Origin of the sequence: Paracoccus pantotrophus (assembly GCF_008824185.1) — a bacterium.
In the GTDB taxonomy this organism is placed as follows: domain Bacteria; phylum Pseudomonadota; class Alphaproteobacteria; order Rhodobacterales; family Rhodobacteraceae; genus Paracoccus; species Paracoccus pantotrophus.
Window position 1 is genome coordinate 1,078,193 of sequence record NZ_CP044423.1, and the last position, 21,520, is coordinate 1,099,712.

General features: G+C 68.1%; 23 protein-coding genes and 2 pseudogenes. 9 read left to right on the forward strand and 16 right to left on the reverse strand.

What is annotated here, in order from left to right:
* Positions 1-9 precede the first annotated feature (9 nt).
* Positions 10-867: a helix-turn-helix domain-containing protein gene (locus ESD82_RS05200; protein WP_147428827.1), complete on the reverse strand. Its 858-nt coding sequence runs from the start codon at positions 865-867 to the stop codon at positions 10-12.
* A 93-nt stretch (positions 868-960) separates the two neighbouring features.
* Here ESD82_RS05200 and pobA point away from each other — a divergent pair, with 93 nt between their 5' ends.
* The gene (gene pobA / locus ESD82_RS05205) at positions 961-2,130 is read left to right on the forward strand and encodes a 4-hydroxybenzoate 3-monooxygenase (protein ID WP_147428826.1); all 1,170 of its coding nucleotides are present in this window, start codon (positions 961-963) and stop codon (positions 2,128-2,130) included.
* On the opposite strand, the gene ESD82_RS22080 is transcribed toward pobA, so the two are convergent.
* The 5 genes and pseudogenes from ESD82_RS22080 to epmA all read right to left on the reverse strand — a co-directional run bounded on the left by ESD82_RS22080 (position 2,124) and on the right by epmA (position 6,432).
* Positions 2,124-2,348, reverse strand: a complete 225-nt coding sequence (locus ESD82_RS22080) for an AmiS/UreI family transporter (RefSeq protein ID WP_244314458.1) — start codon at positions 2,346-2,348, stop codon at positions 2,124-2,126. The genes pobA and ESD82_RS22080 overlap by 7 nt on opposite strands.
* A gap of 268 nt (positions 2,349-2,616) precedes the next feature.
* A pseudogene (locus tag ESD82_RS22085) lies at positions 2,617-2,733 on the reverse strand (acetamidase/formamidase family protein); the annotation flags it as partial.
* A 149-nt stretch (positions 2,734-2,882) separates the two neighbouring features.
* Positions 2,883-3,571 (reverse strand): annotated as a pseudogene (locus ESD82_RS05220) (IS5 family transposase); the annotation flags it as partial.
* Between the two features lie 406 nt (positions 3,572-3,977).
* The gene (locus tag ESD82_RS05225; protein WP_147428825.1) at positions 3,978-5,252 is read right to left on the reverse strand and encodes a lytic murein transglycosylase; all 1,275 of its coding nucleotides are present in this window, start codon (positions 5,250-5,252) and stop codon (positions 3,978-3,980) included.
* Positions 5,253-5,382: 130 nt separating this feature from the next.
* A complete protein-coding gene (gene epmA, locus ESD82_RS05230) occupies positions 5,383-6,432 on the reverse strand; it encodes an EF-P lysine aminoacylase EpmA (protein ID WP_147428824.1) in 1,050 nt (349 codons plus the stop codon).
* A gap of 134 nt (positions 6,433-6,566) precedes the next feature.
* Here epmA and efp point away from each other — a divergent pair, with 134 nt between their 5' ends.
* On the forward strand, positions 6,567-7,133 hold the full coding sequence (gene efp, locus ESD82_RS05235; protein WP_024845844.1) for an elongation factor P: 567 nt from the start codon (positions 6,567-6,569) through the stop codon (positions 7,131-7,133).
* Positions 7,134-7,221: 88 nt separating this feature from the next.
* Here the strand turns inward: efp and ESD82_RS21725 are convergent, their stop codons facing one another.
* A complete protein-coding gene (locus ESD82_RS21725; protein ID WP_167521697.1) occupies positions 7,222-7,389 on the reverse strand; it encodes a hypothetical protein in 168 nt (55 codons plus the stop codon).
* 77 nt (positions 7,390-7,466) lie between these two features.
* Positions 7,467-8,495, reverse strand: a complete 1,029-nt coding sequence (gene argC / locus ESD82_RS05240) for an N-acetyl-gamma-glutamyl-phosphate reductase (protein ID WP_024845843.1) — start codon at positions 8,493-8,495, stop codon at positions 7,467-7,469.
* Between the two features lie 448 nt (positions 8,496-8,943).
* Here argC and panB point away from each other — a divergent pair, with 448 nt between their 5' ends.
* Both panB and panC read left to right on the forward strand, forming a co-directional pair.
* Positions 8,944-9,774, forward strand: a complete 831-nt coding sequence (gene panB, locus ESD82_RS05245) for a 3-methyl-2-oxobutanoate hydroxymethyltransferase (protein ID WP_147428823.1) — start codon at positions 8,944-8,946, stop codon at positions 9,772-9,774.
* Positions 9,771-10,619 (forward strand): pantoate--beta-alanine ligase, encoded by an 849-nt coding sequence (panC, locus tag ESD82_RS05250; protein WP_024845841.1) that lies wholly within the window; start codon positions 9,771-9,773, stop codon positions 10,617-10,619. The genes panB and panC overlap by 4 nt, the downstream gene beginning before the upstream one ends.
* Positions 10,620-10,659: 40 nt before the next feature.
* Here the strand turns inward: panC and ESD82_RS22090 are convergent, their stop codons facing one another.
* The 3 genes from ESD82_RS22090 to ESD82_RS05260 form a co-directional block, all read right to left on the reverse strand.
* The gene (locus ESD82_RS22090) at positions 10,660-10,962 is read right to left on the reverse strand and encodes an ATP-binding protein (protein WP_244314459.1); all 303 of its coding nucleotides are present in this window, start codon (positions 10,960-10,962) and stop codon (positions 10,660-10,662) included.
* A 136-nt stretch (positions 10,963-11,098) separates the two neighbouring features.
* Entirely contained in the window at positions 11,099-11,356 is a 258-nt protein-coding gene (locus tag ESD82_RS22095; RefSeq protein WP_244314460.1) for a hypothetical protein, read from the reverse strand.
* A gap of 21 nt (positions 11,357-11,377) precedes the next feature.
* Complete coding sequence (locus ESD82_RS05260; RefSeq protein ID WP_147428822.1) at positions 11,378-11,692, reverse strand: PepSY domain-containing protein; 315 nt, start codon at positions 11,690-11,692, stop codon at positions 11,378-11,380.
* Positions 11,693-11,929: 237 nt separating this feature from the next.
* Here ESD82_RS05260 and ESD82_RS05265 point away from each other — a divergent pair, with 237 nt between their 5' ends.
* Both ESD82_RS05265 and ESD82_RS05270 read left to right on the forward strand, forming a co-directional pair.
* Entirely contained in the window at positions 11,930-12,310 is a 381-nt protein-coding gene (locus ESD82_RS05265) for a calcium-binding protein (RefSeq protein WP_167521698.1), read from the forward strand.
* A gap of 208 nt (positions 12,311-12,518) precedes the next feature.
* Positions 12,519-12,983, forward strand: a complete 465-nt coding sequence (locus ESD82_RS05270; RefSeq protein WP_024845836.1) for an SRPBCC family protein — start codon at positions 12,519-12,521, stop codon at positions 12,981-12,983.
* A gap of 34 nt (positions 12,984-13,017) precedes the next feature.
* Here ESD82_RS05270 and hppD read toward each other — a convergent pair whose 3' ends face one another.
* A complete protein-coding gene (gene hppD, locus ESD82_RS05275) occupies positions 13,018-14,130 on the reverse strand; it encodes a 4-hydroxyphenylpyruvate dioxygenase (RefSeq protein WP_147428821.1) in 1,113 nt (370 codons plus the stop codon).
* 139 nt (positions 14,131-14,269) lie between these two features.
* Between hppD and ESD82_RS05280 the strand changes: the two genes are divergently transcribed.
* The 3 genes from ESD82_RS05280 to ESD82_RS05290 all read left to right on the forward strand — a co-directional run bounded on the left by ESD82_RS05280 (position 14,270) and on the right by ESD82_RS05290 (position 16,425).
* Positions 14,270-14,725 (forward strand): Lrp/AsnC family transcriptional regulator, encoded by a 456-nt coding sequence (locus ESD82_RS05280; protein WP_231486861.1) that lies wholly within the window; start codon positions 14,270-14,272, stop codon positions 14,723-14,725.
* A gap of 81 nt (positions 14,726-14,806) precedes the next feature.
* Entirely contained in the window at positions 14,807-15,862 is a 1,056-nt protein-coding gene (locus tag ESD82_RS05285) for a lysine-2,3-aminomutase-like protein (RefSeq protein WP_147428820.1), read from the forward strand.
* Between the two features lie 80 nt (positions 15,863-15,942).
* Positions 15,943-16,425, forward strand: a complete 483-nt coding sequence (locus ESD82_RS05290) for a hypothetical protein (RefSeq protein ID WP_024845209.1) — start codon at positions 15,943-15,945, stop codon at positions 16,423-16,425.
* On the opposite strand, the gene ESD82_RS05295 is transcribed toward ESD82_RS05290, so the two are convergent.
* The 4 genes from ESD82_RS05295 to ESD82_RS05310 are packed head-to-tail and all read right to left on the reverse strand — an operon-like array spanning position 16,422 to position 21,494.
* Entirely contained in the window at positions 16,422-17,639 is a 1,218-nt protein-coding gene (locus ESD82_RS05295; protein ID WP_147428819.1) for a glycosyltransferase, read from the reverse strand. The genes ESD82_RS05290 and ESD82_RS05295 overlap by 4 nt on opposite strands.
* Positions 17,636-19,252 (reverse strand): ABC transporter ATP-binding protein, encoded by a 1,617-nt coding sequence (locus tag ESD82_RS05300; protein WP_147428818.1) that lies wholly within the window; start codon positions 19,250-19,252, stop codon positions 17,636-17,638. Before ESD82_RS05300 ends, ESD82_RS05295 begins: the two co-directional genes overlap by 4 nt.
* Positions 19,249-20,355: an ABC transporter permease gene (locus tag ESD82_RS05305; RefSeq protein WP_024845206.1), complete on the reverse strand. Its 1,107-nt coding sequence runs from the start codon at positions 20,353-20,355 to the stop codon at positions 19,249-19,251. Before ESD82_RS05305 ends, ESD82_RS05300 begins: the two co-directional genes overlap by 4 nt.
* Positions 20,355-21,494: a microcin C ABC transporter permease YejB gene (locus tag ESD82_RS05310; protein WP_024845205.1), complete on the reverse strand. Its 1,140-nt coding sequence runs from the start codon at positions 21,492-21,494 to the stop codon at positions 20,355-20,357. Before ESD82_RS05310 ends, ESD82_RS05305 begins: the two co-directional genes overlap by 1 nt.
* Between the last annotated feature and the right edge of the window lie 26 nt (positions 21,495-21,520).

The following is a 21,520-nucleotide window of genomic DNA, read 5'->3' on the forward strand; positions in this document are numbered from 1 at the left end:
TGCCAGCAGTCAGGCGACGGTCATGAAGGGCCGGCGATAGGCGCTTGGCGTCGTGCCGCGCAAAAGCCGGAACCGGCGCGAGAAATGCGCCGGGTCGTGAAAGCCCAGCCGATAGCCGATCTCGGCCACCGGCAGCTGGGTAAAGGCCAGCAGGCGGCAGGCCTCGGCCATCACCAGCCCCTCGATATGGCGCGAGGCGCTGACCCCCGTCGCCTCGCGGCACAGCCGGTTCAGATGGCCGGGCGTGATCGCCAGCGCGCGGGCATAGTCGCCGGGCCGCCAGCCCTCGGCCATATGCGCCGCGACCAGCGCCGCAAGCCGCTGCAGCCGCTGCGGGCTGCCGCCGACCGTCTCGGCCGAGGCCGCGCGGTCGAGTTCGCAGATCGCGGTCAGCAGGGCATGCGACAGCGCCGCCAGCAGCGGCCCGCGATAGGCGCCCTGGCCGGCGAAGGCGTCGGAGAGCTGGCCGATCAGCGTCAGCAGCCCCTCGTCCAGCGCGCCGAAGAACGGGCGCGACAGGTGCCGGCCGATCTCGGCCGAGGCGGCCTGCAAGCCGGCGGCGACGCTCAGCGGAAAGGACAGCACCAGGCCCTCGCTGCCCTTGCGGAAGCGGAAACCATGCACGACCAGCGCCGGCACGAACAGGAATTGCCCGTCATGCAGGCACGCGGCATCGCCGTCCAGCATCACCTGCGCCTCGCCCTGCCGCATGGCGAAGACCTGCATCATCTCGCGATGGCGATGCGGCGAGATCGCCCAGTCGTGCAGACGCGCCCGGTCCCAGATCCGCTCGCAATGGATCACGTCCGGAAAGGCGGCAGTCTCGCCGAACAGGTTGAAGACCGGGATGGGGCCGGGCACGCTCATGCACGATTCATACAAGTCTTTGCCGCCCGCGTCCATTCATCGCCGCCCGCCCGCCGCCTATGCTGCAAGTCAGGGAAACAAGCGGACATCGTCATGGACACTCAGGTCGTCATCATCGGCGGCGGGCCTTCGGGGCTGCTGCTGTCGCAGCTTCTGAACCGCGCCGGCATCGCCACGGTCATCCTGGAACGCGCCAGCCGCGAGCATGTGCTGTCGCGCATCCGCGCCGGCATCCTGGAATGGGGCAGCGTCGAGCTGCTGCGCGAGGCCGGGGTCGGCGCCCGCATGGATGCCGAGGGCATCGCGCATGACGGCGCCTGGCTCACCGATGCCGACCTGATGGTGCATGTCGATTTCAAGGCGCTGACCGGCAGGCAGGTCATGGTCTATGGTCAGACCGAGGTCACGCATGACCTTTACGACGCGCAGGACGCCATGGGCACCACCATCCTGCACGGCGTCGAGGATGTGCGCATCCTCGACCTCGACGGGCCGCAGGCGGCGGTCGAATACACGCAGGGCGGCCGGCGCCACCGCCTGAGCTGCGCCTATGTCGCGGGCTGCGACGGCTTTCACGGCGTCTCGCGCAGGACCATCCCCGAGGATCGGCGCCGCGAATTCGAGCGGGTCTATCCCTTCGGCTGGCTGGGCATCCTGTCGCGCACGCCGCCGGTCGCCGACGAGCTGATCTATGCCAATTCGCCGCATGGTTTCGCGCTGGCCTCGATGCGCAACCACAATCTCGTGCGCTATTACGTGCAGGTGCCGCTGAGCGACCGGGTCGAGGACTGGCCCGACGACCGCTTCTGGGCCGAGTTCCGCCGCCGCATCCCCGCCCAGGCCGCGGCGCGGCTGGTCACCGGCCCCTCGATCGAGAAATCCGTCGCGCCGCTGCGTAGCTTCGTCTCGGAGCCGCTGCGCTGGGGCCGGCTGTTCCTGGTGGGCGATGCCGCGCATATCGTGCCGCCGACCGGCGCCAAGGGGCTGAACCTGGCGGTGTCGGACGTGTTCTACCTGCATCAGGCGCTGATTGCGGCGCTGAAGCAGGGCGATCAGGCCGGGCTCGACACCTATTCCGACCGCGCGCTGGCGCGGATCTGGAAGGCGATGCGCTTCAGCTGGCAGATGACCATGATGCTGCACCGTTTCGACGGCGAGGACGGTTTCGCCGCGCAGATGCGCCGCGCCACGCTGGCACATCTGGCGGAATCCGAGACCGCGCGCCGCGAACTGGCCGAGAATTACGTGGGCCTGCCTTACTGACATGCATGGCCTGGGCTTGCAGCAAGGCGGTCCGACGAACGGTGCCCAGCATTGCCCCGCATCCAGCGCCGCAAGGGAGACCGCGCCTTCTTCTTGCACAGGCTGCAAACGCAGATCGGCAGGCGGTCGCGCTTGGTCAGGCCCGAGACCAGGTTGATCGCCACGATCTCGCGATCCTCGATCCGGCCCATGAGCCACAGCCCGCTGAGAAACTGCACCGCGCCCATATGGAACAATAGAAAGCAAGCGGCATGGACCTCTCTTTTGGTGGAGCCGTACGTGCCGAAAGCCGGGACGCGGGCGCGGGGCGCCGTCAGCCGGTCCTAGCGACCGAACCCCCCGTGACCTGGCGTTTCGGCCCGTCGCCGCCGGGCCGGATGTCGAAGTCGAGGATGCCGGTCGGGAGCGCCGGCGTCGCGCCGACAGGGGGATGTCCACGATGCCGGCGCTGCGGCTCTCGACCGGGACGGCGCCGAGGATCATGTAGCCCTGCTCGCCCGAACGGCCGAGCCTCCTCAGGTATTCCATGGCGTTGAAGCAGGCCCGGCGACAAGCGACATGCGCGTCGAGGTAATATTGCTCGCCCGTGCGTTCGTCGACCAAGATGCCCTCGAAGATCAGGGTATCGTCGAAATCCAGGTCGATGGGCTAAGGCCGAAAGATCGGGTTGATGACGCCGTATTTCGCCATGCCGCGGCTCTGCTGCACGAATCGGTTGATGGCCGGAGTGCCCCTTTCCCCGGACAGGCTTGTCCCACGGCTTGGGTGACGGATATGTCGAGGGCGGTGAATCCGTTCAGCACGGCAACCCGGGCCCGGAACTCTGCAGCTTGACGGTCGAAGTCCCGCGCTGTCAGTCGCTGACCCGGCAGCTTCACGCAATGCATCCGATCATCGGGAAAACAGTCCACTGGACCGTTTTCTGATCCTCCTTACATCTCTCGACACGGCTCAGGCGATGATAGCCGCGCCGTCGTCGCCAGATGGCCTTGCCGAAGCGTCTGGATGCACGCCGAGCCTTGCTGCGGATGATCGCTGCGGCTGTGTTCGTCACCCAGGGTTTGGCGTTCTTGCGGGGCGGCATGATCGCGGCGGCACCACGGGCGACGCTGGCATCATGGCACCTGCGCATGCCGAAGGCACCGTCGGCGGTGACGCTGGCGATATCCTGATCCGCAAGGATCGGGTCGAGAGGTTCTGGCAGCATCGGTGCGTCGCCGAGGTCGCTGCTGGTGCATTCTGCCGCCCGTATTTCCGGGGTTTTCTCGCCAATCCCCAAGCGGATCTTGCGCCGGACGCGCCGCTTGGGCCCGCCATGCTTGCGCGCGTTCCATTCCCCCTCGCCCCCGGCCGTGATGCCAATGCTGTCGATCGACAGGTGCAGCGGTCCCTGCGATCCGCGATAGGGAATGCCGACCTTCAGGCGCTTCCGGCGCCGCGATCTAAGCCGGGCGCGGCGGATCACTCTTCCGCGGGATGCCGGCGACCTTGCTACCGGCGACCGTCAAACGCGCCATAGCGACCGGCAAGATTCTGGCCGGGAACATGGATCATGCCAGGGCATCAGCCGTGTCCTTGCCCTTGGTGAACACCGGCTTGCGGCCTGTCGAATGGCTTGGCGCGAAGATCCGCAGGAAAACGATCCGCGCGGTTCGCAATACCCTCGCCAGGGCAAATACGGGACTCAAAGGCCGATGAGCCCGGCGCCAAAGCCGCAAGGGCGGGCACCCGGCCCGGGGCCCGCAATCGGGGCACCGATCAGCGCCCGCCTTCCCACGCGACCCGGCAGCAAGCAGGGAACCGATGCCGAGAAAGGCCGGGCGGCGCCGGCCCGGCCGCTTCACCCGTCAGCCGCGGCGCAGCTGCTCGAGCAACGCGGCCGACGGCTCGCCCGTCACCGGCAGCCCGCGCGAGGCCTGATAGGCGCGGATGGCGCTGATCGTGTTCGAGCCGACATTGCCGTCCACCCCCTGGGTGTCGAAGCCGCGGGCGGTCAGCAGGCGCTGCATCTCCTTGCGCTGCTCGATGCGCAGGCCGGGATGGTCGGCCGGCCAGGGATTGGCCAGTCCCGGATAGCCCTTGAGCCGGTCCGCCAGATGCGACACCGCCAGCGCATAGCTGTCGGCATTGTTGTAGCGCAGGATGGCGTGGAAGTTGCGGGTGATCAGGAAGGCCGCGCCCGAGGCACCGCCGGGCACGATCAGCTCGGTCGAGGTGCCGGCGGGCGGCAGCGGCCGCTGGTTGGCCTGGCGCACGCCCAGGGACTGCCATTCCGCGACGCTGCGCCGCTTGCCCTTGCCGGCCAGCGCGGTGTTGAAGCCGGGCGGCAGCGTGACCTCGACCGCCGCCGGGAGGCCGCGCTGCCAACCCGATTTCGCCAGGTAGTTCGCGGCCGAGGCCAGCGCGTCGGACGGGTCGTTCGACCAGATGTCGCGCCGGCCGTCGCCGGTGAAATCCACCGCGAAGGCAAGATAGGTGGTCGGAATGAACTGGGTATGCCCCATGGCGCCGGCCCAACTGCCGGTCATGTGGCCGGGGTCGATGTCGCCCGATTGCAGGATCTTCAGCGCCGCCATCAGCTGGCTGCGGAAGAAATCACCGCGATAGCCCTCATAGCCCAGGGTGGCCAGGCTTTCGATCAGCGGCAGGTCGCCGCGCCGCTCGCCATAGGTCGATTCCATGCCCCAGACCGCGGCAACGACCTCCTTGTCCACGCCATAGGTCGCCTCGACCCGCGTGAGCACGCCGCCATATTGCGCCAGCGCCGCCCGGCCGTTGGCCTGACGCTTTTCCGAAACCGCGTTCTCCAGGTATTCCCACAGCGATTTCTTGAACTCCGCCTGGTTCTGCGAGCGGCGCAGCGCCTCGGGGTTATAGGTCACGTCGCGGAAGGCGAATTCCAGCGTGCTGTCGCTGATGCCCTGGCCGCGGGCGCTGGCCTTGAAGCCTTCGACCCAGTTGCGCAGCCCGGCGACCTTTTCGGCCGGCGGGTTCTGGTAGCGGCCCCATTTGATCTCCTGGCTCTGCTGGGGAACCCCCGCGCCGGGGTATTGGCCGGCGCACCCCCCAAGCAGCAGAGCCATGGCCGTGAGCGTCGCCGAAAGTCGCAATGAAAGCCGCATTCCTGTCCCCTTGGTCAAGCCTTTTGCCGCAGCCTAGCGTCCGATGTCCCGCGCCGAAAGCCGGAAAACCGGCGCCGGCAAGAGGCCGCCCTTCCCGAAAGGGCATCGGGCCCCTGCCGGTGGCGGGGCATCATCCGGCCGGCAGCGGGGTCCAGATCACCTCGTCGATGCGCGGTGCGCCGGTGGCCAGCATCACCAGCCGGTCGAACCCCAGCGCGCAGCCCGAGGCCGGCGGCATGAAGGCCAGCGCGCGCAGGAAATCCTCGTCCAGCGGATAGCGTTCGTCATGGACCCGCGCCTTTTCCGCCATCTCCAGCTCGAAGCGGCGGCGCTGCTCGGCCGGGTCGGTGAGTTCGCCGAAACCGTTGGCCAGCTCGACGCCGCAGGCGTAAAGCTCGAACCGCTCGGCCTCGCGCGGCTCGTCCGCGGCGCGCCGCGCCAGCGCCGCCTCGGGCGCGGGGTAGCGGTCCAGGATCAGCGGCCGGCCATGGCCCAGATGCGGCTCGACCCGCTCCACCAGCACGCGCGACAGGATATCGGACCAGCCGTCGTCCGCCGCCAGGCGGATCCCCCGCGCCTCGGCCTGGGCGCGCAGGGCCGCGGCATCGGTCTCGGCCCCGTCGCAGGTCGAAAGCAGGTCGATGCCGGCATAGTCGCGGAAGGCCTCGGCCACGCTCATCACCTCGGGCGTGGCATAGGGGTCGCATTCGGCGCCGCGAAAGCGCAGCATCTCGGCGCCCGCGCATTCCGCCGCATGGCGCAGATATTGCGCGCAATCGTCGAAAAGCGCGCGGTAATCCTCGCCCGCCCGATACCATTCCAGCATGCAGAACTCGGGGCTGTGCAGCGGCCCGCGCTCGCGGTTGCGCCAGACATGGCCGAAGGCGAAGATGCGCTCCTCGCCCGCGGCCAGCAGTTTCTTCATGGCAAATTCGGGGCTGGTATGCAGATACATCCGCCGCGGCACGCCGTCATTGCCGATCTGGTCGGTGGCGAAGGCGTGCAGATGCGCCTCGTTGCCCGGGCTGACCGCCAGGGCCAGCGGATCGACCTCGACGAAGCCCTGCGCGCCCAGCCAGTCGCGGATCGCGGCCTGGATGCGGTTTCGCGCCAGCAGCAGCGGCCGGCGCCCGGCATGGCGGTCACGGTCCCACCAGGGGCTTTCATCGGCGGGTTTCATGCGCGCACCTCCTGCATCTGTGTCGTTTTTCCCTTGCGGCTGGCGCAAAGCTGCGAAAAACGCTATGGGATGTCATCCTGCCGGACTTGGTATCCGGCATCCCGGAATTTGAAAAGCAGGCAAGGGAAACCGCCTTGAAAGTCATCGCCTCCAGCCTTCGCAAAGGCAATGTCGTCGAGATCGACGGCAAGCTCCATGTCGTCCTGACGGCGACCAATTTCCACCCCGGCAAGGGCACCCCGACGACCCAGGTCGAGCTGCGCCGCATCTCGGACGGCAACAAGGTCTCGGAACGCTGGAAGACCACCGAACAGGTCGAGCGTGCCCATGTCGACGAGCGCGCCTATAACTTCCTTTACGAGGACGGCGAGGGCTTTCACTTCATGGAGCCGGAAAGCTATGAGCAGGTCGTGGTCTCGCCCGAGGTGGTCGGCGACGACAAGGTGTTCCTGGAGGACGGCATCAGCGTCTTCCTGCAGGTCCATAACGGCGTCGCCATCGCCATCGAGCTGCCGCAGAAGGTGACGGTCGAGGTGGTCGAGACCGAACCGGTGGTCAAGGGCCAGACCGCCTCGTCCAGCTACAAGCCGGCGATGGCGCATAACGGCGTGCGCATCATGGTGCCGCCGCATATCGGCGTGGGCACCAAGGTCGTCATCAACACCGCCGACCTGACCTATGTCGAGCGCGCCAAGAGCTGATCGCTGAAGCTTTCGGGGGCGGGGCGTCCTCGCGCCCTGCCCCTTTGCGTTCCGCCGCATCATCCGCAGGCTCGCGGGATCATGCGGATCAATCGGCAGTCGCGGCCCCGATGGTCCCGCCCACCACGGCGCCGGCGGGACCGGCGATGACCGCCCCGCCCAGACCGCCCGTGGCGGCGCGTTCGGTGGGATTGTCGCCGCAACCGGCCAGAACAAGCAGCATGGCGGAAGCGGCAGTCGCAATCAGGCTACGCATCTTGCTGTCCTCCTTCAGGGCGGCGAAACGCCGCCCCTATCCGAGACAAGACGCGCAACCTCGCCCTATGGTTCCGGTCAGGGAAAGATCGGCGCCAGCATCAGCCCTTCCGTTTCGGGCAGGCCCAGCATCAGGTTGGCGTTCTGCACCGCCTGACCCGAAGAGCCCTTGCACAGGTTGTCCAGCGTCGAGACGACCAGCGCCCGCCCCGAGATCCGGTCGCCGGTCACGCCGATATGGCAGAAGTTCGAACCCTGCACATGCGCCATCGCCGGCAGTTGGCCAAAGGGCAGCACGACGATGAAAGGCTCGTCGGCATAGGCCTCGGCCAGCGCGGCATGCACCGCCTGCGGCTCGCCCTTGAGATAGCAGGACGCCAGGATGCCGCGGTTCACCGGCACCAGATGCGGGGTGAACTGGATGCGCACCTCGCGCCCGGCAATGGCCGAAAACTCCTGGTCGAACTCGCCCAGGTGGCGGTGCTTGCCGCCCTGGGAATAGCCCGCCACATCCTCTGAGCGTTCGGCGAAGAGCATGTTTTCCTTGAGCGAGCGCCCCGCCCCGGACACGCCGTTCTTGAGGTCGCAGATGATGTCGTCGAGGTCGATCAGCTCTGATGCGATCAGTGGCCGCAGCGCGAATTGCACGGTGGCGGCGTTGCAGCCGGTGCCGGCGACCAGCCGCGCGCCCTTGATCTGGTCGCGATAGAACTCGGTCAGGCCATAGACCGCCTGCGGCTGGATCTCGGGCGCGGCATGGTCGAGCCCGTACCATTTCCGGTAATCCGCCGGGTCGCGCAGCCGGAAATCGGCGCCCAGGTCGACGATCTTCACATCGCCCGGCAATTGCCCGACCAGCGGCTGGCTAAGGCCGTGCGGCAGGGCGCAGAACACCAGGTCGATGGCCGAGAAGTCGATCTCCTCCATCCTGACCAGCGCCGGCAGCCTGAGATGTCGCAGATGCGGGAAGACCTCGTCATAGCCCTGCCCCGCCTTGCGGTCGGCGGACAGCGCGGCGATCTGGATCCGGGGATGGGTGGCCAGGATGCGGACGAGTTCGGCACCCGTATAGCCCGAGGCCCCAAGGATGGCAGCTTTCAGCGTCATGTCTCGATCCCGAGGAAACGGCCGCATTCGGCGCGGCGCTGGTTGGTCCGGCCCCGCAAGGGGCCAGATCCGGCACTAGGCCCCGGTCCCCGGCATGTCAAGCCGCGGGCCGGGGCGGATCGGGCGGGCCGGCATCCATGCGGGCGGGCATCCATGCGGGCAGGTCTGGCCGCGGATGGCGCCGCCGCATGGGTATTGGGGGAACGAAGAAGCCGCCGGCCGCGCGGGGGCGGCCATGCCTTGCCGGACGGGGGCCGGCCTTGGGGCGGGGTGAATTCCAACATATTGTATTTGCTTTTGAAATTTCGAGCATCGATTGCTGCCCCGGCCGGCCGGCTTATTTTCCTGCGCAAGAATGCTGCATCTGCATCATTTTATTGCGAGACATGGCGGCGCGAATCCAATATTCGGGCGGCGGCCGCCAAGGCCCTGGATAACGGAGGAAGTGATGAGCGCGACCCCTGATCGCAAGAGCCAGCTTGGCCCCGGTGACATCCGCGCCCGCAAGGGCGGCGAGCCGGTGGTCTGCCTGACCGCCTATACCACCCCCATGGCCCGGCTGGTCGATGCGCATTGCGACATCGCGCTGGTCGGCGACAGCCTGGGCATGGTCCTGCACGGCCTGCCCTCGACCATCGGCGTGACCATGGAGATGATGATCCTGCACGGCAAGGCGGTGGCGCGGGGCTGCTCGCGCGCCTGCCTGGTGGTGGACATGCCCTTCGGCAGCTACGAGGAAGGGTGCGAACAGGCCATGCGCAACGCGGCACGGCTGATGGCCGAGACCGGCTGCCAGGCGGTCAAGCTGGAGGGCGGGCGGCACATGGCCGAGACGGTGGCCTTCCTGGTCGCGCGCGGCATTCCGGTCATGGGCCATGTCGGGCTGACGCCGCAAGCGGTCAATGTGCTGGGCGGCTACAAGGTGCAGGGCCGCGGCCGGGACGAGGCCGACCGCATCGCCCAGGACGCCGCCGCGCTGACCGACGCCGGCGCCTTTGCCGTGGTGCTGGAAAAGCTGCCCGCGGCGCTGGGGGCGCGCATCACGCAGGAGATCGCCGTGCCGACCATCGGCATCGGGGCGGGTCTCGATTGCGACGGGCAGGTGCTGGTGGTGGACGACATGCTGGGCCTGTTCGCGGATTTCCGGCCGAAATTCGTCAAGCGCTATGCCGAACTGGGCCGCGATGCCGATGCCGCCATCGCCGGCTATGCCGCCGAGGTCCGCGCCCGGCGCTTTCCCGGCCCCGAACATGTCTTCGGCGAGGGCAAGCCCGCATGAGCGCGCCCATCGTCCGGCCGCTGGCCGAGCTGCGCGCGCTGGTGCGCGGCTGGAAATCCCGCGGCGAAAGCATCGGCGTGGTGCCGACCATGGGCGCGCTGCACGAAGGGCACCTGAGCCTGGTCCGGGCCGCCAGGGCCAGTTGCGACCGGGTGATCGTGACCCTGTTCGTCAACCCGCGCCAGTTCAACAATGCCGAGGATTTCGCCCGCTATCCCCGCACCGAACATGCCGATGCGGAACTGCTGGCGCCCCTGGGCGTCGATGCGCTGTTCGTGCCCGATGGCGACGAGGTCTATCCGCCCGACCACGCCACGGTGGTCTCGGTCTCGGGCGTGACGGCCCCGCTGGAAGGGGCGCATCGTCCGGGCCATTTCGACGGCGTGGCCACGGTGGTGACGCTGCTGTTCAACATGACCCAGGCCGACCGGGCGTTTTTCGGCGAGAAGGACTGGCAGCAGCTGCAGCTGGTACGCCGGCTGGTGCAGGATCTGAAGCTGCCGGTCGAGATCGTGCCCTGCCCCTGCGTGCGGGCCGGGGACGGGCTGGCGCTGTCCTCGCGCAACCAGCGCCTGACGGCCGAGGGGCGCGCGCGCGCCGCCGCGCTGCCGCAGGCGCTGTTCGAGGCGGCGCGGCGAATCGAAGCCGGCGAACCCGCCGAGGCCGCTCTGGCCGCGGCGCAGGCCGGGCTGGAGGCGGCGGGCGTGGGTCCGGTCGAATATCTGGAACTGCGCGACGGCGAAACCCTGGGCAAGCCGCAGCCGGGCCGGCCGGCGCGGCTGCTGGTCGCGGCCTGGCTCGACGGGGTGCGGCTGATCGACAACCTGGCGGTCACGCTGCCCTGAGCGCATTCATCGGGCCAGGACAGCACCGGGGGCGCCTGCCTCATGAGTATCTGCAAAACGGTGAAAGCGGCGCGCCCTGGGAATGGGGCGCTGCCGCGTCGAGATGCAATTCGGCCCGGAAGCCGGGACGGGCGTTGCGCATCCGCAGTTCCCCCTGCGCGGCATCGACGATCTCGGCGACCACGGCCAGGCCGATACCCTGCCCCTCACCGCTGGGATCGAGGCTGAGGCCGCGCTGGGGGAGCCGTTCCAGATCCGTCTCGGGAATGCCCGGCCCGTCGTCCCGGACAGCGACGAGGATGCGGCCGGCCTTGCGGCGGGCCGAGACGCGAACGGTGCGCATGGCGCATGGCGTTTTCCAGCAACGCGCCGAGCGCCTCTGTCAGTTCGTCGGGGTCGATGCGGGCGGCAAGGCCGGGGGGGCGCCGAAAACTGCCAGTCGATGCCGGCGCCCAGCGGCGTGCGGCGCAGCACGCCGATCAGCCGGGTCGCGATCCGCCCCGGCTCGGCGCTTTGTGCATCGCGGCCGGACCGGAGGCAGGCGCGGGCCAGTTCGCGATCGACATGGCGCCGACCTGGCGTAGCGGACGCGGGCCGACGGTGATCTGCAGCCAGTTGGCCAGCAGCGGCTCGCCGCGCGGGCCGGGAAGCGTGCGCACCGCGGTTTCGCCAGCCGTCTCGACCAGGAAGCCCGCCGCCTTCAGCCCCGTTCCAGATCGGCGCGATCCGGGGCTCATCCTCGACGATCAAGGTGCGCATCAGTCCCCGTCCTCCTCGTCCAGGGCCAGGATCCGCCCCGAGGCCGCGTCGATCTCGACCTCGATCAGGCGGCCGACGGGGGTCGCCAGCTCGACCTCATAGATCATCATGCCGTCCTCGTCGTCCAGGTCCACCTCGATCACCCGTCCGGGCTGGGTTTCGTGCAGCCGTGCCAGCACCTCGGCAAGGGGCAGGATCCGGCCACGCTCGACCGCCTCGCGCGCCTGTTCGAAATCCGGCTTGGCGATGGCCTGGCCGGCCGCCAGAAAGGGCGGCAGCAGCGACAGAAGGAGAATTGCGGCAAGCCGTCTCATGCCGCCCCTGTTCGTCCGGGAACTGACGGGCGGCTGACAAAGCCGGCGCGGGGCCCTGCCGCCGCGCGCGGCGTGCCGAAACGGCAACAGCCCGGCCCGGCGGCCTTCCGCCCAGGCGGGGCGTTCCTGACGACGGCCTGACAGGCCGGATCAGAGGGCAGTCAGCAAGCCTGCGGCATTGCGGCCCCGTTATCCCGCGGACGGGCAACCGCCACCTTACCATGAAAGGGCCAAGAGATGCTGCGCAAGAGCGGGACGAGCTTCGCCGAGACGCTGAACGGCACGCCATCCGGCGACGGGCTGTCGAAGATGGCTGGCCAGGACCGGCTATTCGGCTTTGGCGGCAACGACCGGCCGGAGGGCAGGCGCGGCAACGACGTCCTGACCGGCGGCGCGGCGGCCAATGTCTTCGAGTTCGGGCGCGGCATCACCGCCGATTTCCAGAACGGCATGGACCGGCTGGACTTCGACGAATTCAGCCGTGCGCAGGTGCAGGCCGTCATCAACAGTGCCCGGCAGGCCGGCGACGACCTGGTGCTGCGGCTATCCGCCGATACCATCGTCACCATCCAGGACGTGCAGAAGGCGCAGCTCGACCTGGGCGACTTCGCCTTCTGATCGGAAACAGCGCCACCGGCAGGATGCCGCCGCATGTGCCGGCGGCGGCGCTTTCCCTGCTTGCGGGCTATGCCGGCGGGCATTTTCCCGCCAGTATCGGGGGCGGGCGATCCCGGCTCCCGGACGCGGCGGCCTCTTCCCCCGCCAGCCAAGGCGGGTTTCGCCCCGCAAGCGCATCCCGCAGATCGGCCCGCAAGGAGGAAATGCCATGACCACCGCACCCGACCACGTGCTGACGCTCGAGCGCGTCCTGGATGCGCCCGTCGACCGGCTCTGGCGCTGCTGGACCCAGCCGGACCTGCTGAAGCAATGGTTCTGCCCGAAGCCCTGGCATGTCTCCGAGGCGCGCATCGACCTGCGACCGGGCGGGGCCTTCTTCACCGTCATGAACGGCCCCGACGGCGAGCGGTTCGAGAATATCGGCGTGTTCCTGGAGATCGAGCCGCAGCGCCGGCTGGTCTCGACCGACGCCTTCCGGCCGGGCTGGCTGCCGACCGCGCGGGCCTTCATGGTCTCGCATGTGCATTTCGAACCGCGGGGCCAGCGGACGCATTACCGCGCCCAGGCCATGCACTGGAACGAGGAAACGCTCAGGCAGCACGAGCAGATGGGCTTTCACGAAGGCTGGAACATGGCCGCCGACCAGCTCGAGGCCCTGGCGAAAAGCCTGTAGGGCCCGGCCGGCCGGCCTTTCACTCCGCCGCGTCTCACTCCGCCGCGTCGATCTTCAGCACGCCGCGGCGGATCTGGTCCGCCTCGATCGATTCGAACAGGGCGCGGAAATTGCCCTCGCCGAAACCGTCATCGCCCTTGCGCTGGATGAACTCGAAGAAGATCGGCCCGATCACGGTCCTCGAGAAGATCTGCAGCAGCACCCGCGTCATGCCGCCGCCGACGACGCCCTCGCCGTCGATCAGGATGCCGTGCTTTCTCATGCGCTCGACGGGTTCCTGATGGCCCTTAACCCGGTCGTGCGACATCTCGTAATAGGTGTCGGGCGGGCCGGGCATGAACTTCATCCCCGCCTCGGCGATGCGGTCGGTGGCAGCATAGATGTCCTCGGTGGCGATGGCGATGTGCTGGATGCCCTCGCCCTTGTAGGCGCGCAGGTATTCCTCGATCTGGCTGTGATCGTCGGTCGATTCGTTGATCGGGATGCGGATCTTGCCGTCGGGCGAGGTCAGCGCCCGGCTGACCAGCCCGGTCTGCTTGCCCTTGATGTCGAAGAACCGGATCTCGCGGAAATTGAACGTGTCGTGGTAGAACTTGTACCAGGTGTCCATGTTGCCGCGCACGACGTTATGCGTCAGGTGGTCGAGATAGTAGAAGCCGAACCCCTCGGGGCGCGGGTCGGGCTCGCCCAGCCAGTCGTAATCGGCCGCATAGGCGCTGCCGGCATCGCCGTAGCGGTCGATGAAGTACAGAAGCGAGCCGCCGATGCCGTAGACCGCCGGCGCCTCGATGGATTTTCCGCTGCCGGTATATTCCCTGGCGCCCAGGTCCAGCGCCCGCCGCAAGGCGTGTTGGGCATCGACCACGCGCCAGGCCATGGCCGGGGCGCAGGGGCCGTGTTCGCGCACGAAACCGGCGGCATGGCTGTCCGGGTCGGCATTCAGCAGATAATTGATGTCGCCCTGGCGATAGAGCGTGATGTCCTTGCGCCTGTGCCGCGCCACCGGCGCGAAACCCATCTGGCGAAAGATGCGGTCCAGGGTCTCGGGCTGCGGATGGGCGAATTCGACGAATTCAAACCCGTCCGTCCCGGCGGGATTTTCGGCGCTGATCGTGGCTTTCGGGGCGTCATGCGGGAACGGTCCCATGGCGTCTCCTCCCTAGTGTTCGCGTGTCCTGAAACCATGATCGCGCGAATGCGATGCAAACCGGGCGCAAACTGTGCCATGATCGGGACACAAAGGCACGAAACGCGCATGGATGAGACGATTTATGCCAGAAACACGCATGGACGGATTCGACATCGCCATTCTCGACGCCCTGCAGCGCGACGGGGCGATGACCAATGCCGCGCTGGCCGAACTGGTGAACCTGTCGGCCTCGCAATGTTCGCGCCGGCGGGCGGCGCTGGAGGAGGCGGGCGTGATCGAGGGCTATGCCGCGCGGCTGAACCCGCAGAAACTGGGCTTTGGCCTGCGCGCCATCATCCGGGTGAACCTGCGCAGCCATGGCCAGGGCAAGGAGGACGATTTCGCCCGCTTCGTCGCCGCGCATCCGCAGATCCGCTCGGCCTTTTCGGTCTCGGGCGATGCCGATTACATCCTCGACGTACGGCTGCGTGATCTGGAGGCGTTTTCGGACTTCATCCATCGCCACCTGCTGCCGCAACCGCAGGTGGCCCAGGTGCGTTCCGAAATCGTGCTCAGGACGCTCAAGGACGACCGCAGCCTGGTGCTGCCCTGAGCCATGCGGCAAGGCCCGCTCTTGCCAAGACCGGCCAGGGGGTCGATAAACCGCCCTTCCCTTTCGCCGCAAGAGGCCGCCTTGTCCCAGCGCCCGATCACCACCGTTCCCGCCCTGGTCGAGGCCGGCCTGGCCGATGCCGCGCAGGCCGAGGCACTGGACGCGGTGGCGGCCGAGTTCCGCATCCGCATCTCGCCCGCCATGCGCCAGGCCATGCGGGCGCCCGGCGACGGCGTCGCCGCGCAATTCCTGCCCGATGCGCGCGAATTGCGGATCCGCCCCGAGGAACTGGCCGATCCGATCGGGGACGACGCGCACAGCCCGACGCCCGGCCTGACCCATCGCTATCCCGACCGGGTGATCCTGCATGTCACCAGGACATGCGAGGTCTATTGCCGCTTCTGTTTTCGCCGCGAGGTGGTGGGCGAGGAGGGCACCCTGCCCGAGCCCCAGCTGGCGGCGGCGCTGGACTATATCGCCCGCACCCCGGCGATCCGCGAGGTGATCCTGACCGGCGGCGACCCGATGGTGCTGTCAGCGCGCCGCATCGCGGCACTGATGGCGCGGCTGGAGGCGATCGCCCATGTCGATGTCGTACGCTTCCATACCCGCGTGCCGGTGGTGGCCCCCGGCCGCATCGACGCGGCCATGCTGGCGGCGCTGCGGCCGGCGCGGCTGGCGGTCTGGGTGGTGATCCACACCAATCACGCGCAGGAACTGACCGAGGCCGCCCGCGCCGCGCTGGCGCGGCTGGCCGATGCGGGCATCCCGCTGTTGTCGCAGACCGTGCTGCTTCGGGGAGTGAATGCCGATCCCGAGGTGCTGGCCGAGCTGTTCCGGGCGCTGATCCGCAACCGGGTCAAGCCCTATTACCTGCATCATTGCGACCTGGCGCGCGGCACCGGCCATTTCCGCACCTCCATCGCCGAGGGACAGGCGATCATGGCGGCCCTGCGCGGGCGGCTGTCGGGGACATGCCTGCCGACCTATGTGCTGGACCTGCCGGGCGGGCACGGCAAGGTGCCGCTGGGCCCCGACCACGTCCGGCCGACCGCGCCCGGCCGCTATGCGATCCGCGACTGGCGGGGACGGCTGCACGAATATCGCGATCCGGAAGGCGGCGACGCTTGCGACTGACCGCAGGGGCGGCCCCGGCGCCAGGGAACCCGTCCGGCCCCGCGCATGTTTCCCCTGCGAACAGCCGAAGGACCGGCCCCATGCGCAAATCGCTTCTTTCCCTGATCCTCTGTACCGCGCTGATGCCCGCCGCAGCCGGGGCACAGGATTACGAACCCCCGCTGGCCGACGAGCCGCCGCCGCAGGGCCTGCCTGCACCCGACGAATCCGACACGCTGGAGCGCGGGCTGGAAAACTTCATGCGCAACCTTCTGGAACAGGCCGAGCCGCATCTGGACCGGCTGGGCCGCGACCTGGGCGATACGCTGGGCGCGGTCGCGCCGGTGCTGCAGGACATCGGCAAGCTGATGGACGACGTGCGCAACTACCAGGCACCCGAGCGGCTGGAGAATGGCGACATCCTGATCCGCCGCCGCGCCGACGCGCCGCCGCCCCCGCCGGTGGGCGATGCGCTGCGCGACATGCTGCGCCCCGCGCCCGAGGACGACCCGCGCCTGGCCCCGCCGCCCGAGGCGACGCCGCCACTGCCCGGACGCGACCCCGAAAGCGAGATCGAGCTTTAGGGCGCGAAGCTTTCCACCCAGTCGATCAACCGCGGCAGGCAATGGCCGTGCAGGTCATAGCCCTGCCGGATGGTGTCGCGCGCCGCCGCCCGCAGGCGCGGCGCCTCGGGGTCGCCGGCCAGGCCGCGGATCAGCGCCGCCTCCAGCGCGGGCTGGTCGAAAAACGGCACCAGCCGGCCGTTCTCGCCGTCGCGGATCAGCTCGCGCACCGGCTCGGTATCGGAACCGACGACATAGCAGCCCGCCGCCATCGCCTCGGTCAGCGACCAGCTGAGCACGAAGGGATAGGTCAGGTAGCAATGCACCCGGCTGACCTGCAGCAGCGCCAGATAGTGCGAATAAGGCACCCGGCCCAGGAAATGGATGCGCGCCAGGTCCAGCCGGCCGTCGAGTTCGGCCAGCAGCTTTTCGCGCCAGCTTGGCGTGTCCTTGGGCAGGCCGCCATAGCTGGCCCCATCGGCGCCGACCAGCACCACCTGCGCATTCGGCCGCGTCCGCAGCACCTCGGGCAACGCGCGCATGAAGCGGTGAAAGCCGCGATAGGGCTCGAGCGAGCGCGAGACATAGGTCAGAACCTCGTCCCCCGCCCGCAGCTTGCGGCCGTCGGGCAGCGCAAGCTCGGCCTGCGGATCAGGGCGGACCTTCTGCGTGTCGATGCCGTCGTGGATCACCGTCAGCTTGCCGCGCAATTCCGGCGGAAAGGATTTCGCCTGGTATTGCGTCGGCGACAGCCCGGCATCGGCCTGCACCAGCCCCTGGATCAGATGCGCCGAGCGCGCGACGGTGCCGACCCGCGCCTCGTCGCTGCCGGGGCTGATCTCGGGGTCGAAGCCGACGTCATGGCCGCGGGTGCGATACATCAGCTCGGCATAGACCAGCAACTTCGCCTCGGGCCAGATCTCGCGCAGAAACAGCGTCTCGCCCCAGCCGCTATGGCCGAAGATCAGGTCGGGCGCATAGCCGTGCCGGTCGCGCAAGGCCCGGCAGCCGCGGGCCGCGACCCAGCCGCGCTCGGCCATCTCGCCGTAGGTCCGGCCCAGCATGGGCGGCAGGTCCAGCGCGCCCGGTGTCTTGTAGCGCAGCACGCGGACCGGAGAGGCGCGCTGGTTCTTCTCGTCCGTCAGCGCCATGACGTGATGGCCGCGCGCGGCCAGGGCCGGCGCCAGATGCAGGAACTGGCCGGGGAAATTCTGGTGAATAAAAAGGATTTTCAACTGGTTGCCTTAAGATCTTCACTTGTTACCGCAAGAAATGCCGCCTGGATCAACTGGCGGGTATAATCGCTTTCGGGACGCTCGAAGACCGCGTCGGTCGAGCCTTGCTCGACCACTTCTCCGGCGCGCATGACCATGATCTGATGCGACATGGCGCGCACGACGCGCAGGTCATGGCTGATGAAAAGATAGGCCAGCCCAAGCTTGCGCTGCAAGCGCCGCAAAAGCTCGACGATCTGCACCTGCACGGTCATGTCCAGCGCGCTGGTCGGCTCGTCCAGAACCACCAGCTTGGGGTTCAGGATCATGGCGCGGGCGATGGCGATGCGCTGGCGCTGGCCGCCGCTGAACTCATGCGGATAGCGATGCAGGGTGGCGGGATCCAGCCCGACCTCGCGCATCATCGCCTCGACCATCTCGCGGCGGTTGCGGCCCGGCTCGATGCCATGCACGCCCAGGCCCTCGGCGATGATCTGCTCGACCGTCATGCGCGGCGACAGGCTGCCGAAGGGATCCTGGAACACGATCTGCATGTCGCGGCGCAAGCCGCGCAGCGCCCGGCCCGGCACCCTGGAAATGTCGCGGCCCATGTAGAGGATCGGCCCGTCGCTTTCGATCAGCCGCATGATCGCCAGCGCCAGGGTGGTCTTGCCCGAACCGGATTCGCCGACGATGCCCAGCGTCTCGCCGGCCCGGACCGAGAGGGTGGCGCCGTTCACCGCCTTCACATGGCCGATGGTGCGGCGCAGGAAGCCGCGCTGGATCGGGAACCAGACCTTCAGATCGCGGGTCGAGACCACCTCGGGCGGGTCGCCGGCCAGCGGTTCGGCCCGGCCCTTGGGCTCGGCCGCCAGCAGCATGCGGGTATATTCGTGCTGCGGATGGGCAAAGATCTGCTCGACCGGGCCCTGTTCGACGATCTCGCCGCCCTTCATCACGCAGACCCGGTCGGCGATGCGGCGCACCAGGCCCAGGTCGTGGCTGATGAACAGCATCGACAGCCCCTCGGCGGCCTTCAGTTCCGCCAGCAGCTCCATGATCTGCGCCTGGATGGTCACGTCCAGCGCCGTCGTCGGCTCGTCGGCGATCAGCAGCTCCGGCCCGTTCGCCAGCGCCATGGCAATCATCACCCGCTGGCGCTGGCCGCCCGACAGCTGGTGCGGGTAATCGGCCAGCCGCGTTTCCGGGTCGCGGATGCCGACGCGGGTCAAAAGCTCGATGATCCGCGCCCGCGCCGCCGCGCCGCGCAGGCCCTGGTGCAGCGCCAGGCTTTCGGCCAGCTGCCGCTCCAGCGTGTGCAGCGGGTTCAGCGAGGTCATCGGTTCCTGGAAGATGAAGCTAATGTCATTGCCGCGCACCCGGCGCAATTCCGCCTCGGCGGCACCCAGCAGTTCCCGCCCGTCATAGCGGACCGAGCCCGCGACCTCGGCCGCCTCGCCCAGCAGCCGCACGGTCGACAAAGCCGTGACCGACTTGCCCGAGCCGGATTCGCCGACCAGCGCCACCGTCTCGCCCTTGGCCACGGTGAAGCTGACGCCCTTGACGGCGGGCACCAATTGCCCGTCCTGCCGGAACCCCACCCGCAGGTCGCTGACTTCCAGAACCGGCGTCATCGAAAGGTCTTTCTTGGGTCGAAGGCGTCGCGCACGCCTTCGAAGATGAACACCAGCAGCGACAGCATGATGGCGAAGCTGAAGAAGGCGGTGAAGCCCAGCCAGGGCGCCTGCAAGTTCTGCTTGGCCTGCAGGGCCAACTCCCCCAGCGAGGGGGCCGAGCTGGGCAGGCCGTAGCCCAGATAATCCAGCGCCGCCAGCGACGAGATGGTGCCGGTGACGACGAAGGGCAGCATGGTCAGCGTCGCCACCATGGCATTGGGCAGGATGTGGCGGAACATGATCGTGCGGTCATTGACGCCAAGCGCGCGGGCGGCGCGGACATATTCGAAGTTGCGCGCCCGCAGGAACTCGGCCCGCACCACGCCGACCAGCGCCGGCCAGCCGAACAGGATCGAGACGAAGACCAAGAGCCAGAAACTTCGCCCCAGAATCGCGAACAGGATGATAATCACGTAAAGCGAAGGGGTTGAACCCCATATCTCAAGCAATCTCTGAAAGACCAGATCGGTGCGACCGCCGAAATAGCCCTGCACCGCCCCCGCCGCGATGCCCAGAAGCGAGGCGACCACGGTCACGATCAGCGTGAACAGGATCGACAGGCGAAAGCCGTAGATCACCCGCGCCAGCACATCGCGCGCCGTGTCGTCGGTGCCCAGCCAATGCGCCGCATCGGGCGCGCTGGGGGCGGTGCCGACATTGTTGATGGTGCGATAGTGATAGGGGATCGGCGGCCAGAGCATCCAGCCCCGCTCGACCGCCTCGCCCGCGACCTGGCCGGTCTCGCGCGCCTCCTGCTCGGTCGCCTCGGGGTCGTCCCAGCATTCCTCACGCCCGCCGGTGCGGATCAGGCATTGCACGCCGGGATCGGTATAGATCGCCTCGGTGCCGAAATCGCCGCCGAAGGCGGTCTCGGGATAGAAGCGATAGACGGGGAAATGCAGCTCGCCCCTGTAGCTGACCAGGATCGGCTTGTCGTTGGCGATCAGTTCCGCGAACAGCGAGGCGACGAACAGGATGGTGAAGACCACCAGCGACCAGAAGGCGCGCTTGTTGCGGCGGAAATTGCGCAGCCGGCGGCGGTTCAGCTCGGTCATCGCCATCAGCCGGCCCTCCGCTCGAAATCGATGCGCGGGTCGACCAGCACATACATCAGGTCCGAGAGGATCCCGACCAGCAGGCCCAGCAGGCCGAAGACGTAAAGCGTGCCGAAGATCACCGGGTAGTCGCGCTGCACCGCCGCCTCGAAGCCCAGTCGGCCGAGGCCATCGAGCGAGAAGATGGTCTCGATCAGGATCGAGGAGCCGAAGAACACGCCCAGGAACATCGACGGAAACCCGGCGATCACGATCAGCATGGCGTTGCGGAAGACATGGCCGTAAAGCACCCGGCCCTCGGTCAGGCCCTTGGCGCGGGCGGTCATGACATATTGCTTGTTGATCTCGTCCAGGAAGCTGTTCTTGGTCAAGAGCGTCAGCGTGGCGAAGCTGGAGATGGTGGTGGCCGTCACCGGCAGGGCGATGTGCCACAGATAGTCCTTGACCTTGCCCCAGAGGCTCAGATCAGCCCAGTTGTCCGAGGTCAGGCCGCGCAGCGGAAAGATCTGCCAATAGCTGCCGCCCGCGAACAGCACCATCAAGAGGACCGCGAACAGGAAGGCCGGGATGGCATAGCCGACGATGATCGCGCCCGAGGTCCAGGTGTCGAAGGGCGTGCCGTTCCTGACCGCCTTGCGGATGCCCAGCGGTATCGAGATCAGATAGGCGATCAGGGTCGACCACAGGCCCAGCGTGATCGAGACCGGCATCTTTTCCAGCACCAGGTCGATGACCGAGATCGAGCGGAAGAAGCTGGTGCCGAAATCGAAGCGGACGTAATTGCCCAGCATGATCAGGAAACGCTCGGCCGCACCGATCTTTTCCTTGCTGCAATCGGGGGATTTCAGGTCCGGCTCGCCCTGGTGGCCCGGCATGCAGGCGATGCGGGCAAAGCCCATCTGCACCTCAAGCTGGTCCAGCAATTCGGGCGGGATGCCGCGGGCGCCGGCATATTCGGTGCTCTGCGGCGACTCGCCCGCGCCGCCGGTAATGTTGCGCAGCGCGTCGCCCTCGCCCTGGACGCGGGCGATGATCTGCTCGATCGGGCCGCCGGGAACGAATTGCGTCAGCGTGAAGTTGACCAGCATGATGCCGATCAGCGTGGGTATGATCAGCAGCAAGCGCCGCAGGATATAGGCTGCCATCCGTCCCCTTGCTCCGCCTTGATCCG

Bases quoted from the DNA above. Each gene is read 5' to 3' on its own strand.
- panB (WP_147428823.1), top strand. From the start codon at position 8,944: ATGAGCGCGACCCCTGATCGCAAGAGCCAGCTTGGCCCCGGTGACATC.
- panC (WP_024845841.1), top strand. From the start codon at position 9,771: ATGAGCGCGCCCATCGTCCGGCCGCTGGCCGAGCTGCGCGCGCTGGTG.
- ESD82_RS05225 (WP_147428825.1), bottom strand. From the start codon at position 5,252: ATGCGGCTTTCATTGCGACTTTCGGCGACGCTCACGGCCATGGCTCTG.
- ESD82_RS22095 (WP_244314460.1), bottom strand. From the start codon at position 11,356: ATGAGCCCCGGATCGCGCCGATCTGGAACGGGGCTGAAGGCGGCGGGC.
- ESD82_RS05280 (WP_231486861.1), top strand. From the start codon at position 14,270: ATGGACGGATTCGACATCGCCATTCTCGACGCCCTGCAGCGCGACGGG.
- ESD82_RS05305 (WP_024845206.1), bottom strand. From the start codon at position 20,355: ATGGCGATGACCGAGCTGAACCGCCGCCGGCTGCGCAATTTCCGCCGC.
- ESD82_RS05310 (WP_024845205.1), bottom strand. From the start codon at position 21,494: ATGGCAGCCTATATCCTGCGGCGCTTGCTGCTGATCATACCCACGCTG.
- ESD82_RS05200 (WP_147428827.1), bottom strand. From the start codon at position 867: ATGAGCGTGCCCGGCCCCATCCCGGTCTTCAACCTGTTCGGCGAGACT.
- ESD82_RS05300 (WP_147428818.1), bottom strand. From the start codon at position 19,252: ATGACGCCGGTTCTGGAAGTCAGCGACCTGCGGGTGGGGTTCCGGCAG.
- ESD82_RS05265 (WP_167521698.1), top strand. From the start codon at position 11,930: ATGCTGCGCAAGAGCGGGACGAGCTTCGCCGAGACGCTGAACGGCACG.
- ESD82_RS21725 (WP_167521697.1), bottom strand. From the start codon at position 7,389: ATGCGTAGCCTGATTGCGACTGCCGCTTCCGCCATGCTGCTTGTTCTG.
- hppD (WP_147428821.1), bottom strand. From the start codon at position 14,130: ATGGGACCGTTCCCGCATGACGCCCCGAAAGCCACGATCAGCGCCGAA.
- ESD82_RS05270 (WP_024845836.1), top strand. From the start codon at position 12,519: ATGACCACCGCACCCGACCACGTGCTGACGCTCGAGCGCGTCCTGGAT.
- ESD82_RS05260 (WP_147428822.1), bottom strand. From the start codon at position 11,692: ATGAGACGGCTTGCCGCAATTCTCCTTCTGTCGCTGCTGCCGCCCTTT.
- epmA (WP_147428824.1), bottom strand. From the start codon at position 6,432: ATGAAACCCGCCGATGAAAGCCCCTGGTGGGACCGTGACCGCCATGCC.
- argC (WP_024845843.1), bottom strand. From the start codon at position 8,495: ATGACGCTGAAAGCTGCCATCCTTGGGGCCTCGGGCTATACGGGTGCC.
- ESD82_RS22090 (WP_244314459.1), bottom strand. From the start codon at position 10,962: ATGCGCACCGTTCGCGTCTCGGCCCGCCGCAAGGCCGGCCGCATCCTC.
- ESD82_RS05290 (WP_024845209.1), top strand. From the start codon at position 15,943: ATGCGCAAATCGCTTCTTTCCCTGATCCTCTGTACCGCGCTGATGCCC.
- pobA (WP_147428826.1), top strand. From the start codon at position 961: ATGGACACTCAGGTCGTCATCATCGGCGGCGGGCCTTCGGGGCTGCTG.